Source organism: Micromonospora sp. NPDC002389 (genome assembly GCF_040296095.1).
GTDB lineage: Bacteria > Actinomycetota > Actinomycetes > Mycobacteriales > Micromonosporaceae > Micromonospora.
This window is the reverse complement of record NZ_JBEOWP010000015.1, coordinates 31,194-44,708: the sequence shown is the minus strand read 5'-3', so window position 1 is coordinate 44,708 and position 13,515 is coordinate 31,194. Positions and strand designations below refer to the sequence as shown.

Annotated in this window: 12 protein-coding genes; 6 read left to right on the top strand and 6 right to left on the bottom strand. The window is 73.9% G+C overall.

Features of this window, described 5'->3' with window-relative positions:
- Nucleotides 1-80: 80 nt before the first annotated feature.
- A complete protein-coding gene (locus ABT008_RS24735) occupies nt 81-1,190 on the top strand; it encodes a GNAT family N-acetyltransferase (protein WP_350698859.1) in 1,110 nt (369 codons plus the stop codon).
- Nucleotides 1,191-1,281: 91 nt separating this feature from the next.
- Here ABT008_RS24735 and hpf read toward each other — a convergent pair whose 3' ends face one another.
- The 5 genes from hpf to mtrA all read right to left on the bottom strand — a co-directional run bounded on the left by hpf (nt 1,282) and on the right by mtrA (nt 7,136).
- Nucleotides 1,282-1,911, bottom strand: coding sequence for a ribosome hibernation-promoting factor, HPF/YfiA family (hpf, locus tag ABT008_RS24730; protein WP_350698857.1), 630 nt, complete (start codon nt 1,909-1,911; stop codon nt 1,282-1,284).
- Nucleotides 1,912-2,161: 250 nt separating this feature from the next.
- Entirely contained in the window at nt 2,162-2,863 is a 702-nt protein-coding gene (locus ABT008_RS24725) for a ComF family protein (RefSeq protein ID WP_350698856.1), read from the bottom strand.
- 8 nt (nt 2,864-2,871) lie between these two features.
- Entirely contained in the window at nt 2,872-4,668 is a 1,797-nt protein-coding gene (locus ABT008_RS24720) for an LpqB family beta-propeller domain-containing protein (RefSeq protein WP_350698854.1), read from the bottom strand.
- Entirely contained in the window at nt 4,665-6,434 is a 1,770-nt protein-coding gene (mtrB, locus tag ABT008_RS24715; RefSeq protein ID WP_350698852.1) for an MtrAB system histidine kinase MtrB, read from the bottom strand. The genes ABT008_RS24720 and mtrB overlap by 4 nt, the downstream gene beginning before the upstream one ends.
- A gap of 12 nt (nt 6,435-6,446) precedes the next feature.
- Entirely contained in the window at nt 6,447-7,136 is a 690-nt protein-coding gene (mtrA, locus tag ABT008_RS24710) for an MtrAB system response regulator MtrA (RefSeq protein ID WP_111245291.1), read from the bottom strand.
- Between the two features lie 209 nt (nt 7,137-7,345).
- Between mtrA and ABT008_RS24705 the strand changes: the two genes are divergently transcribed.
- The 5 genes from ABT008_RS24705 to ABT008_RS24685 are packed head-to-tail and all read left to right on the top strand — an operon-like array spanning nt 7,346 to nt 12,534.
- Nucleotides 7,346-8,191 (top strand): hypothetical protein, encoded by an 846-nt coding sequence (locus tag ABT008_RS24705; protein WP_350698850.1) that lies wholly within the window; start codon nt 7,346-7,348, stop codon nt 8,189-8,191.
- Nucleotides 8,188-8,868, top strand: coding sequence for a DUF4129 domain-containing protein (locus ABT008_RS24700; protein WP_350698848.1), 681 nt, complete (start codon nt 8,188-8,190; stop codon nt 8,866-8,868). The genes ABT008_RS24705 and ABT008_RS24700 overlap by 4 nt, the downstream gene beginning before the upstream one ends.
- Nucleotides 8,862-10,241, top strand: a complete 1,380-nt coding sequence (locus ABT008_RS24695; protein ID WP_350698846.1) for a DUF4350 domain-containing protein — start codon at nt 8,862-8,864, stop codon at nt 10,239-10,241. The genes ABT008_RS24700 and ABT008_RS24695 overlap by 7 nt, the downstream gene beginning before the upstream one ends.
- Nucleotides 10,238-11,227, top strand: a complete 990-nt coding sequence (locus ABT008_RS24690) for an AAA family ATPase (protein ID WP_350698844.1) — start codon at nt 10,238-10,240, stop codon at nt 11,225-11,227. Before ABT008_RS24695 ends, ABT008_RS24690 begins: the two co-directional genes overlap by 4 nt.
- Nucleotides 11,224-12,534, top strand: a complete 1,311-nt coding sequence (locus ABT008_RS24685) for a DUF58 domain-containing protein (RefSeq protein WP_350698843.1) — start codon at nt 11,224-11,226, stop codon at nt 12,532-12,534. Before ABT008_RS24690 ends, ABT008_RS24685 begins: the two co-directional genes overlap by 4 nt.
- Here ABT008_RS24685 and ABT008_RS24680 read toward each other — a convergent pair.
- Complete coding sequence (locus ABT008_RS24680; protein ID WP_350698841.1) at nt 12,501-13,490, bottom strand: stage II sporulation protein M; 990 nt, start codon at nt 13,488-13,490, stop codon at nt 12,501-12,503. The two genes, ABT008_RS24685 and ABT008_RS24680, sit on opposite strands and share 34 nt — an antisense overlap.
- Nucleotides 13,491-13,515 lie beyond the last annotated feature (25 nt).

Sequence of the window (13,515 nt, the reverse complement as noted above, 5' to 3'; positions counted from 1 at the left end):
CGACATAACACACCTACGGGCCGTCCGCCGCTCGCTCATCGGGTTACGCCGTGGGCGAACGATCCGGCACGATGTCTCGGATGGAGCCCGTGGAGATCGCCGAAGACGGGGTGCTGCTGCGTCCGTTCCGCCCGGACGACGTCCCCGACATCGTGGCCGGATGCGCCGATCCGCTGGTCCAGCGTTACCTCGACGGACTGCCCAGCCCGTACACCGAGGCCGACGGCCGCTGGTGGGTGGCCCAGGGAGCCCCCGCCGCCTTCGCCGCCGGCGGCGCCGCCTACGCCGTCACGGACCCGGACGACGGCCGACTGCTCGGCGCGGTCGGGCTGAGCCATCCGGTGCCGCAGCGCGCCCAGGCCGAGATCGGCTACTGGGTGGCGCCGTGGGCGCGCGGCCGGGGCGTCGCCACCGCCGCCACCCGCGCCCTGGCGCAGCGGGCCTTCGCCACCGGCACCGCCCGGCTGGAGCTGGTCACCCACGTCGAGAACACGGCCAGCCAGCGGGTCGCGCTGGCCGCCGGCTTCCAACCCGAGGGGGTACGCCGCAGCGGCGGGCCGGTACGCGGTGGCGGCCGACGGGACCTGACGGTCTGGGTACGCCTCGCCGACGATCCGCCCGGACCGTCCCCGCGTCCGTTGCCGGACCTGCCCGACGGCCGGCTCACCGACGGGGTGGTCGTGCTGCGCCCGCTCGGCCCCGACGACGCGGACGACATGTACCGCCTACAGACCACGCCGGAGGTGGTGGCGAGCATGGTGCCGCCCGAGCCGCCCGCTCGGGACGACGTCGACCGCAGGTGTGCCGGCGCGCAGAGCCAGTGGCTGGTCGGCCGGTCCGCTGCCCTGGTCGTTAGGGACGCGGCCGGCGACGCGTTCCTCGGCGGGTGCTCGCTGATCCACGAGCCGCCCGCGAGCCAGGCCATGATCGGCTATAGCCTGCTGCCCGCGTGGTACGGACGCGGGTACGCCACCCGGGCCGTCCGGCTGCTCACCCGGTGGGGGTTCGACCACGTCGGCCTGGCGCGACTCTGGGCGGGCACGCTGCCGGAGAACCTCGCCTCGCAGCGGGTCCTGGAGAAGACCGGCTTCCGGCGGGAGGGGCTGCTGCGCGGGCGGCTGCTCGGCGCGGAGGGCACCCGGGCCGACTCCACCGTGTACGGGCTGCTCCGCACCGACCCGACGGACTGACCGCTCGGGCGGGACCTGGCGCGCCGCCTGCGGAACTGCCGCGCCGTCTCCGGGTCGGGCGCTCCCCGATCCGGAGACGGCGGTGGGCCGCTCAGATGTCCAGCGAGATGATGCCGTAGTCGTAGGCGTGCCGTCGGTAGACCACGCTCGGCCGGCCGGACTCCTTGTCGTGGAACAGGTAGAAGTCGTGACCGACCAGTTCCATCTGGAACAGGGCGTCGTCGACGGTCATCGGCTCGGCGGGGTGGACCTTCTCCCGGGCGATGTGCCAGGGCTGGTCCTCGTCGTACTCCTGCTCCGGCCGCTCGGCCACGGCGGTGGCGGTGCCGGACTCCGCGGGCGCGGCGAGCGCGGGCAGGTCGGTCACCGGCAGACCGGCGGTGGCGGCGGCGACCGAGATCGGCGTGTGCCGGCCACGGTGTACGCGGCGCCGGTCGGCGGCGCGGCGAAGCCGGGCGTCGAGCTTGGCGATGGCCGCGTCGAGCGCCCTGTAGAAGTCGTCGGTGCAGGCCTCCGCCCGGATCACCGGGCCCCGGGAGTAGCAGGTGATCTCCACCCGCTGGCAGTGATCGGCCTGGCGCGGATTGCGCTCGTGGAACAGCTCCACATCGACACGAATAAGTTTGTGGTCGTAGCGTTCGATCTTCGCGAGCTTGTCTGCGACGTGTACCCGGTAGTGATCCGGCACTTCGACGTTACGGCCCTTGACCACGATGTCCACGTGACCTCCCTCGATCGGATGGTCTTCGATCCGAGCAACCCGGTCGCGCGTGGTGGGGACGGCCCCGTTCGGCGTCGACCGGTCAATACGGCTACGCCTCCTCTCACCGCCGGGAGTGGGTGGAATCGCCTTCCTACCCCCGACAGCCAAACGCTAACTCCTGTTCGCCCGGCAGTCACCCCCCGTCGCCAAGACCACCGGGTGATTTCCACAGCTCATACACGAAGGGGTGAAACGGAAACACAATCGGTTACGGTTGGCGCCTTCGCTCGGTCGCCGCGAGCACCGTCGCCACCGACGGCGACCACCCGTGCACGGCCAGCACCCGGCTGATCGCCGCCAGGGTGGCACCGGTGGTGACGATGTCGTCCAGCAACACCACACTCGCCCCGTCCGGCACCGGCCCGAGATCGGGGCGCGCCCGGAACGCCGCCGCCGCGGCTGCGGCCCGACCGGCGCTGTCCAGCGTGACCGAGTCCGGACGCGGCGTGGCGCGCAACGCCCGGCGGCGGACCCGCACCGGCCAGCCCGCCTCACGCAGCCGGTGGGCACAGTGGCGGGTCAACCGGCCGAGGTGGTCGCCGTACCGGGCCCGGGCCGCCGCCGGGGTGTCCGGCACCGGCACCAGCAGCACCGGGCGTACCGGACCGACCGCCGCCGCCACGACCTCGGCGAGCAGGGCACCGAGCGGTCGGGCCAGCCCGTGCCGACCGTGGTCCTTGTACGCCAGCAGGGTCTCCCGCAACGGCCCGCCGTACGGGCCCAGGGCGTGACAGGGCGGCAGCCCGGGTGGCGCGGGCACCGGCCGCACCGGCCGGGGACGCAGTGCCCCGAGCGTGGCCACGCACTCCGGACACACCCCGTGGCGCAGTCCCGACCGGCGTTCCCGGCATCCGGCGCAGTCGGCGGGCAGCACCAGGTCGGTCAGGTCTGCCCAGAGCCCGCCCAGCACGGCGACGCCTAGTAGAGGAAGAAGGGCGCGGTGGGGTTGCCCGGACGCACCCCGGCGGGCGGCGGCGTCACGTCCTGCACCTGGTCCCGCACGATCCGCTCGAACGGGTTGCTGCGGTACGCGACGCCGTTGGCCTCGTACATGAACGAGCCCGCGTACGGGGAGAGCGGCATCGTCGGGTACGCGGCCAGGTGGCTCACCTCGGCACCGGCGTCCTCCCGTAGCGGGGTCTCCAGGGCACCGTCCACACTGACGTCATAGATCGCCGGTCGACCCGCCGAGCCGGCCACCAGCAGCCGATTCTCCGCGCCCCAGTCGACCGCTGTCGGCCGGGTCAACGAGGTGACCAGTCGACGCGCCGGGCCGACCGTGGGTACACCGCCCTCCCAGCTGATCGCCGCCACGTACAGGGCACCGTCGACGATCAGGGCGACCCGGTGCCCGTCCAGTGCCGCGGCGACCCCGCTGACCCGACCCGGCAGGCCCAGTTGCACCGGCCGCAGCGCCGCCTGGTCGTCGAAGCGGTAGAGCCGGCCGTCGCCGACCACCAGCCCGTACGGGCGGCCGTGGTCGCTGCGGAGCCACACCGGCCGGCTGATCGCGGTGTGACCACGGCCCGGCTCGGTCGCGAAGTTCTCCACCACGTCCCGGCCCCGCCCGACACTCAGTCGCTGCCGGCCGTCCCCGCCGGTCACGACCAGCGCGGCCAGCACGTCGGGACCGGCCCGACGCAGCCCGGCGGAGACGATGTCGCGGTTCGCCTCGGCGGCCACCGGGACCGGCCGGTTCGGTTCACTGGTGACGGCCAGCCCGTGGATCGCGCCGTCGTAGACGCAGTACCGGGCGGTGCCGTCGAGCGTGTAGAGCGGGTTCGACGACCGCTGACCGCCCAGGTCGACCACCTTGCGGGACTGGTTCAGGATCTTGATCTCGACGGTGCCCTCCAGCTCCGGCAGAGACCAGGCCAGTTGGGTGGCGAGCTGCTCCAGACGCCCGTCGTCGGCGCCGGGCATGTCCAGGTTGACCTCCCACCGGCCGTCCGCACCGGTGGCGTTGTTGATCATCTCGGTCCGGTCGGGCAGGCCGGAGGCACCGGCCCGCAGCCACTCCGAGGGGCCTGCGGTCAACCAGCGGACCACCTCGCTGACCCGGCGTTCGGCGGGCACGACGGAGGAGAGGTACCGCTGGTCGGGCACCAGCCGGGTGCGGTCGGAGTTCCAGAAGTAGATCGACTGCGCCTGGTAGTAGCGGCGCAGCGCCTCGTCACTGAGCAGCAGCACGTTGGGCGGGTCGCTGACATAGAAGCCGGCGTCGTCCTGACCCGCCGGACCGGCGCTGATCAGCCGGAACTCGTAGGTCGACTCGGTGGCGAGCGGCGGCACCAGCATGCCGTTGGCCCGCAGCAGGCCGACCTGCTGCACGGTGATGGTGACCTTCATGCTGTCGACGTCCGGCTCGATCACCGGGTCGTCGGTCAGGCGTACCACCGACAGCGCCACCTCGCTGCCCTGCCGCTCCTGCAGGCTGGGTTTGTCGGCCGCCGCGATGAACTGCTTGACCCGCTCGTACGCCCGGTCCGGCTCGCCCGCGGCGGCGGCCAGGAAGTTGCGGACGAACGCCTCGGCGTCGCTCCCACTGGCCGTCCGGGTCGGCGGTTCGCTGCCCCGGCCCAGCGACCAGCTCGCCTCGGCGGCCGGCCCACGCTGCTCGACCTGCACCTCGGAGTGATCCGGGATGCCGCAACCTGCGGTGAGGGTCAGCGCCAGGGCGACGCCGAACACGCCACCGGCCACCCGACGCCTCACGACCCCACCTCCGCGCGCTGCTCGGGCACAGGTGGGGTCCCGCCGCCGGCCGGTGCGACGGTGAGTCCACCGGCCGGTCCCGGGCCGATGGCCAGCAGGCTCCCGGCGGGGGCACCGCCGAACGGCAGCGTCGCGTCGGCCGGGACCAGGCGCAACGGCGAGGTGGTCAGCCGGTCCCCGGCCCGCGCCGGCAGAGTGAGCCGGAACTGGGCACCCTGTCCGGGCGCGCCCCACGCCTCCAGCCAGCCGCCGTGCAGCCGGGCGTCCTCCAGGCTGATCGAGAGCCCCAGCCCGGTGCCGCCGGTCTGCCGCGCCCGCGACGGGTCGGCCCGCCAGAACCGGTTGAACACCAGCTTCTCCTCGCCGGGCTTGAGCCCGACGCCGTGATCGCGGACGGTGAGCGCCACCGCGGTCTCGTCCATCCCGAGCGTGATCCGCACCGGTCGGCCCTCGCCGTGCTCCACGGCGTTGCCGACCAGGTTGCGCAGCACCCGTTCGACCCGACGCGGATCGATCTCGGCGATCACCGGGGCGGACGGTACGTCCAGCTCGATCGTCACCCCGACCCGCTCGGCCAGACCGGAGAGCCGGTCCACCACCCGGTGCACCACCGGCACCAGGTCGGTCGGCTCGGAGTCGAGCACCGCGAAGCCGGCGTCGAACCGGCTGATCTCCAGCAGGTCGGTCAGCAACTCCTCGAACCGGTCCAGCTCGGCCTGGAGCAGCTCGGCGCTGCGGGCCACCGCCGGGTCGAACTCGTCCCGCTCGGCGAAGATCAGGTCGGCGGCCATCCGGACCGTGGTCAGCGGGGTCCGCAACTCGTGCGAGACGTCCGAGGTGAACCGGCGTTGCAGCCGCGACATCTCCTCCAGCCGCAGGATCTGTCGTTGCAGGTTGGTGGCCATCTGGTTGAACGAGGCGGCGAGCAGGGCCAGGTCGTCCTCGCCGTTGACGGCCATCCGCTGGTCGAGCAGGCCGGCGGAGAGCCGCTGGGCGGTCCGGGCGGCGACCCGCACCGGCAGCACCACGAGCCGGGTCACCAGCGCGGCGAGCACGCCGAGCAGCAGCACCAGGGCGACCCCGGTGGCGACCACGGTGGCCCGCGCCTGGCCCGACGTCACGTCCTGCACCGTCAGTGGCACGAAGTAGTAGAGCTCCACCTGACCGAACTGGGTCGGCACCGGCGTGCCGTAGACCAGGTATTTCGTGTCGTCGTCGCTGGTCAGGCGCCCGGTGACGATCTGGTTGGCCACGTTGCCGTCGGTGACCGCGGCCCGCAACTCGGGGCTGATCAACGGCCGGACGTTCACCGCCGGCGAGGTGCGGGGCTCGATCACCCCGGGGTAGCTGTCGGCGGTGAGGGCCACCACGACGCCGCTGTTCTGCTGGGGGTCACCGCCGGCCAGGTAGTTGACCGTGCCGTCGATGGTCTCCTGGAGCTGGGCCTCCTGCGGCTGGCCGTAGAGGCTGAACTGCTTGGCCGCGTACTCGGCGCCGTTCATCAGCCGGAGCTGGACGTCGGTCTTGGCGTTGTCCAGCAGGATGTTGGTGATCTTGTCGGCGATGAGGAACGCGAACCCGCCCACCAGCAGGCTGGAGACCACCAGGGTGATGGTCACCACTCGGACCTGCAACGAGCGCCGCCAGGTCTGGTGCAGCCCGGCGAGGAGCCGCGCGGCCCGGCCGCTGAGCCCACGCCACAACTCCCACGCGGCACCTCGCCGGTGGGACGTCGTGTCAAGATCCGGTAGCGGGGAGTTGGTCACAGTGCGACCAGGCTATCCGGTGCCCGCCTTGTAACCCACGCCGCGCACGGTGAGGATGATTTCCGGACGCTCCGGATCCGGCTCGATCTTGGCACGCAGCCGCTGGACGTGCACGTTGACCAAACGGGTGTCCGCCGCGTGCCGGTATCCCCAGACCTGTTCCAGCAGCACCTCGCGGGTGAAGACCTGCCGCGGCTTGCGGGCGAGCGCGACCAGCAGGTCGAACTCCAGCGGCGTCAGCTTCACCTCCTCGCCGTTGCGGCTCACGGTGTGCGCCGGCACGTCGATGGAGATCTGGTTGCCGGGCGGGCCGATGGTGAGCATCTCCGGTGCCGCGTCCTCGCCCCGCCGCAGCCGGGCCCGCATCCGGGCGACCAACTCCTTGGGCTTGAACGGCTTCACCACGTAGTCGTCCGCCCCGGACTCCAGGCCGAGCACGACGTCGACCGTGTCGCTCTTGGCGGTGAGCATGACGATCGGTACGCCCGATTCGGCCCGGATCGCCCGCGCCACGTCGATTCCGCTCATTCCGGGCAACATGAGGTCGAGCAGGACGATATCGGGTCGGTTGTCACGGAACGCGGCCAAGGCCCGTTCCCCGTCCGCCACGAAGGACGGCATGAAGCCTTCACTGCGCAGCACGATGCCGAGCATCTCGGCAAGCGCAGGGTCGTCGTCGACCACCAGTACCCGGGCTCTCATGGGGTTAATGTTTCCATCCCGTCAGTTCGGTGGGCTCGGCGTCACCCGGCACGCTACTGCCGGAGGACACGCAGTGCCCAGCACCGGCCGGTTGCACCGCTCTCGCGAAGCCACCCCGGGCCGGGCCTGCACCCGGGCGGACCGCGCGTGTCAACATGATCCCCGGGTGCGCCGCCGCGCGCCACCATCCACGCCTCCCAGGAGTACGCGTGCCCGCAGCAGGCCCCACCGCCGTGCTCCCCGGCCGCCCGCTCACCGTCGGTGAACTCCTCGACTCCGCCGTGCTCCTGTTGCGCCACCACGCCTCGACACTGCTCCCCCTCGCCGCCGTACTCGCCGTCGGCGAACAACTCCTCCTGCTGCCGCTGCGTACCGCCCTCGGTGTCGGCCCGCCACTGTGGTGGCTGCCGAACCTCAACAATCTCGGCGGGTTCTGGCTGCTGCTCGCGCTCGGGGCGGCGACCGAGGCGATGATCATCATGCTGCTCGGCAACCCGGCCGCCCGGGCCGCCGGTGGCGCGCTGCTCGGGCACCACCGCACCGCCCGGCATCTGATCCGCCCCACCGGTGGCCGGTGGGGCGCGACCGTGCTGCTCGCCCTGCTGGTGGGTGCCGGGATGCTGTTCCTGTCGCTACTCGGCCCGGCATGGTTCGTCGGGTGGGCCCTGCTCGGCGCGGTCGCCCCCGCCCTCGTGCTCGACCGGGTCACGCCACCGCGTGCGTTCACCCGCTCCGCCTCGCTCGCCGTGCGGATCGAGGGTCGCGGCGCCGCCCTGCGGACCCTCGGCTACCTGGTCTGGTGGATCCTCCGGGTCGGTCTGGGCTGGGGCAGTTTCCTCGGGTTGTCCACGCTCGGCCTGATCGAGGGCGAGGGTGCCCTGGTCGTCGCCGCAGCCCTGCTCTGGGCAGCGGTCAACACCGTCGCCTACGCCGCGCTGGCCTGCCTGGACGCGGTCCTGCACCTGGAGACCCGGATCCGCACCGAAGGGCTGGACATCCACCTGTCCCGACAACCGGCCGACGCGGCACCGGCAGCCCTGGCGGTGCACGGATGAACGTCAGCCGGTGGTGGACCGAGACCACGGCGGCACTCGGCGACCACCTCCCGCTGCCGCTGGCCGCCCTGCTGCTGGTGCTGGTCACGGCCCTGGTCGCGGTCGGCTGGTACGCCTACCCGAGCTGGGTACCCCGACGGATTCCCCGACTGCGTCGGCGTACCCGCAGCCGGGCGCAGCGCACCGAGACGACTGCGGTGCCCGCGCCCGCCGTCGTCGATGTGCCGAACCCGACCGTGCCGTCGGTCGCCGCGCCCGATCTGGCCGACCGGCTCTCCGCCGACGGCCGCTACGCCGAGGCCGTCCGGGAACGACTGCGCGCCATGCTGCAGGACCTCACCGACCGGCGCGTGGTCTGGATCCGGCCGGGCATGACCGTCAGCGAGGTCGTCTCCGCGGCCAGCACCAACCGCCCGCCCGTCGGTCCGCCGCTGACCGCCGCAGCGGACATCTTCTCCGAGCTCTGGTACGCCCAACGCGGCGCCACCGTCGAGCACGACCACCGGATGAGGGAACACGCCGACCGGTTGCGACACGTGCTCGCCGACGACGACCAGGCACCGCCGACCGTGGCCGCCACGACCGGACCACCCGGCACCACCGCCGAATCCGGCCCGACCCACCGACCGGGCCCGGCCGACGGACCAGGGGCCACATCGAGGGAGGCCACGTGGTGACGCCCCGGACCGCCCGCCGCCGGCACCGGGTGGTGATCCCGGTCGTCCTCGCCGCGCTGGTGCTCACCGTCACCCTGGTCAGTCGCGAATTCGACCAGCCCGACCAGACCGACCGGGGATTCCTCTCCCCGGTGGCCACCGGGGACGACGGCGGCAGCCGACTCGCGGCCAGCCTGGCCCGCAACGGTGTCCTGGTGCAGCGGGAGACCGAGACCGTCCAGGCGCTGCGGGCCACCCGGGGCACACCGGCCACCCTGTTCGTGCCGGCACCCGAGCTGCTGCACCCGCGTACCGTCGACGACCTCGGCCTGCTGCCCGCCGGCACCCGGCTGGTCCTGGTCGACCCGCCCCGGCGGGTGCTGGACGCCGCCGGGCTGCCGATCCGGCCCGCCGCGCGGCGGTGGGCGGCGCGGGCGGTCGCACCACACCACCACGGCCGGGCCTGCCCGCTCGCCGAGATGTCCGGCGTCGGCACCGCCGCCGTCACCCGGGCACGGTACGCGCCCACCGGGGCCGTGGAACCCGTCGAGTTCTGCTTCGCCGCCGGCCTGGCCCGGTTGCCGGGGCCCAGCGAGCGCCTGGTGGTCGGGGCCAGCGACCCGTTCCGCAACAGCCGCATCGACGAGTGGGACAACCACGCCTTCGCCACCGGCCTGCTCGCCGGCACCGGCCGGGTGGTCTGGCTCGACCTGGACGGCCCCGCACCGGCGCCGCCCGAGCCGCCGCCCGGCCCGGCCAGCCCGCCACCGGACCGGACCGACTCCGGGTACGGCGAACCCGAGAACGCCCCGGACGTGGGCACCGGCAACGGTGCGGAGAACGCCCCCGGTGACGGGTCCGGACGGGACGCGTCCGGACCCGGCCGCTCCGGGCCGGACGACTCGACCAACCCGCTCTGGTCCGCCTTCCCGCCCTGGTTCTGGGCGCTGCTGCTGCAACTGCTGCTGGCCGCCCTGCTCGTCGGTGTCTGGCGGGCCCGACGGCTCGGTCCGCCGACGCCGGAGCCGTTGCCGGTGGCTGTTCCCGCCGCCGAGACGGTGCGCGGACGAGCCCGCCTCTATCAGCGGGCGCAGGCCCACGAGAGCGCCGCCGAGACGCTGCGGGCCGCCACTCGGGCCCGGTTGGCCCGCCGACTGCACCTGCCCGCGGAGAGCCGGCACGAGGGCGTCGCCGCCACCGTGGCAGCCCGCACCGGCACCCCCCGGGAGGTCGTCGACCACCTGCTGCACGGTCCGCCGCCGACCACCGACCAGGACCTGCTGGACCTGGCCACCGGCCTGGACCGGGCGGCCTGGGCCGGCGGCGTCGATCCGGCCGGGTCACGACCGTCACCCCCCGTACCGCAGCCCCGATCCGAAGGAGACCCCCGGTGACCCGACCCGCCACCACCACCGCCGACCCGCTCGCCGCCGACCCCGCCCGGGCCGCGCTGCACCGGTTGCGCGCCGAGGTGGCCAAGGCGGTCGTCGGGCAGGACGCCGTCGTCGCCGGCCTCGTCGTCGCGCTGCTCTGCCGGGGCCACGTCCTGCTGGAGGGCGTACCGGGGGTGGCCAAGACGCTGCTGGTGCGTACGCTGGCCGCCGCGCTGGACCTGACGGCCCGGCGGGTGCAGTTCACCCCGGACCTGATGCCCGGCGACGTCACCGGCTCGATGGTCTTCGACTCGCGGACCGCGGCGTTCACCTTCCGCGAAGGGCCGGTCTTCACCAACCTGCTGCTCGCCGACGAGATCAACCGGACCCCGCCGAAGACTCAGTCCGCGCTGCTCGAAGTGATGGAGGAACGGCAGGTCACCGTCGAGGGCGAGCGCCGTGGCCTGCCCGACCCGTTCATCGTGGTGGCCACCCAGAACCCGGTGGAGTACGAGGGCACCTACCCGCTGCCGGAAGCCCAGCTGGACCGCTTCCTGCTCAAGCTGACCGTGCCGCTGCCCAACCGGGACGAGGAACTGGGGGTGCTGCGCGCCCACCACGCGGGCTTCGACCCGGGTGACCTGGCCGGCGTCGGTGTGGGCCCGGTGGCCGGTGCCGCCGACCTCGCCACGGCGCGCGCGGCGGTCAACCGGGTGCACGTCGCCGAACCGCTGCTCGGCTACGTCGTCGACCTGTGCCGGGCCACCCGGGCCGTACCCGCGCTGGAACTGGGCGCCTCACCCCGTGGCGCCACCGGCCTGCTCGGCGCCGCCAAGGCGTGGGCCTGGCTCAGCGGTCGCGACCACGTGGTGCCCGACGACGTGAAGGCGATGGCCCGACCCACTCTGCGGCACCGGCTCCGGCTGCGCCCCGAGGCCGAGCTGGAGGGCGTCGCGGTCGACGCCGTGCTGGACACGGTGCTGGCCACCGTGCCGACCCCACGATGACCTGGCGGGCGGCGGCGCTGCTCGCGGTGGGCGCGCTGACCCTGCCGCTGTGGCCGGCCCCCTTCGTCGGGGTGGCGGTGATGGTCGGCGCGGTCCTGCTGCTGCTCGTCGTGGACCTCGCGCTCGCCGCGCCGCTGCGGTCGCTCACCGCCGCGCGGGACGGCGAACGGGCCGTCCGGCTCGGCGGGACCGCCACCGTCGTGCTGCACCTGGGCAACCTCTCCGGTCGGCCGTTGCGGGCCCAGGTCCGCGACGCCTGGGTGCCGTCGGCCGGGGCCCGACCCGACGTACCGCCGAGCCGCGTGGTGCAGGTCGCCCCCGGCACGGTGGTGGCGCTGCCCAGCCGACTGACCCCGACCCGCCGGGGCGACCGGCTCGCCGTGGCGCTGACGGTCCGCTCGTTCGGGCCGCTCGGGCTGGCGTTCCGGCAGTGGAGCGGTCGACCGGCGACACCGCCGTGGACCCTGCGGGTGCTGCCCCGCTTCGACTCGCGCCGGCACCTGCCCGAGAAGCTGGCCCGGCTGCGGGTCATCGACGGTCGCCAGGTCGGCCGGGGACGCGGCGCGGGCACCGAGTTCGACACGCTGCGCGAGTACGTGCCCGGCGACGACGTACGGTCCGTCGACTGGCGGGCCACCGCCCGGCGGGGCGAGGTGCTGGTGCGGACCTGGCGTCCCGAACGGGACCGACGGGTGGTCTGCGTGCTGGACACCGGGCGTACGTCGGCGGTGCGCCTCGGGGACGAGCCGCGCCTGGACACCTCGATCGAGGCGGCCCTGCTGCTCACCGCGCTGGCCACCCGGGCCGGCGACCGGGTCGACGTGTTCGCGGCCGACGCGGTGCCCCGGGCGTCGGTCAGCGGCGCGGAGCGACCGGCGCAGTGGAGCCGGCTGGCGCACGCGCTGGCACCGCTGCAACCCGCCCTGGTGGAGACCGACTTCCGCCTGATCGCGGGCGAACTGCTGCGCCGGCACCGCCCACGGAGCCTGGTCGTCCTGCTCACCGCGCTGGAGCCCGGCGCCCTCGGCGAGGGTCTGCTGCCGGTGCTGCCCCGGCTGGCCGCCCGGCACCGGGTGGTGGTGGCGGCGGCCCAGGACCCGGTGCTGTCCACGCTCGCCACCGGAGAGCCCCAGCGGGTCGAGGACGCCTACGCGGCCGCCGCCGCCTGGCGCACGCTCGCCGAACGTGACCGGCTCACGGCCGCCCTGGCCGGCCACGACGTCACCGTCATCGACGCTCCCGCACCACGGCTCGCCTCCGCGCTGACCGACGCCTACCTCCGGCTCAAGTTCACCGGCCAACTCTGACCCGACACGTCGCCACCGTCGCCCCTGGCCCGGGAGCCGAGCAGGAAGACGTACGCCAGGAAGGCGAGCCAGGCGACGACGCCGACGGCGATGCGCAGGGCTACCGGCACCGGGGCGGGGGTGACGAACGCCTCGATCACCGCCGAGATCGCGAAGACCACCACCAGGCCGAGGGCGACCACGACACCGTCGCGACCCGCCCGGGCCACCGCCTGCCCCCGGGTGAGCTGCTCCGGCGGCGCGATCCACGCCCACCCGAGGCGCAGCCCGACCCCGGCGGCCACGAACACCCCGGTCAGTTCGAGCAGCCCGTGCGGGGTGATCAGGCCGAAGAAGACGTCCGCCCGGCCGTACCCGACCATCACGCCGCCGACCACGCCGATGTTCACCACGTTCTGCCACAGCAGGTACACCACCGGGACGATCAGCACGCCTGCGGCCAGGCACTTGGCGGCCAGCCAGGCGTTGTGCGTCCACAGGTGGAAGGCGAAGGTCGGCGCGGAGAACTCGGTGTAGTAGCCGGCGAAGCCGGACTCCACCAGGTGGGCGGCCTCCGCCTCGCCGACGAACGCCGCCGCCGTATCCGGATTGTCCGCCACGAACCCGATCAGGGTGAAGGTGAGCAGCGTGAAGGCGGTCGCCACCGCGCACCACCAGGGTGCCGCGCGCCAGACCGCACCGGGGAAGTCGACCAGCGCGAACCGTCGGAGGACCGCCCACGAGGGACGGGGCCGGTCGGTCAGCCGCGCCCGGGCCCGGAGCACCACCTGGGAGAGCTGGCCGACCAGGGCCGGATCGGGCGAGCGACTGCGCAGCATGGAGAGCTGGGTGGTGGCCCGCTGATAGAGCGCGACCAACTCGTCGACCTCGTCTACGGTCAACCGTCGGCGGCCGGAGAGCTGGTCCAGCCGGCGCCACTCCCCGCCGTGCTCGGCGACGTACGCGTCGAGATCCACCGTCCACCCCCGTCCGCGCGATCAT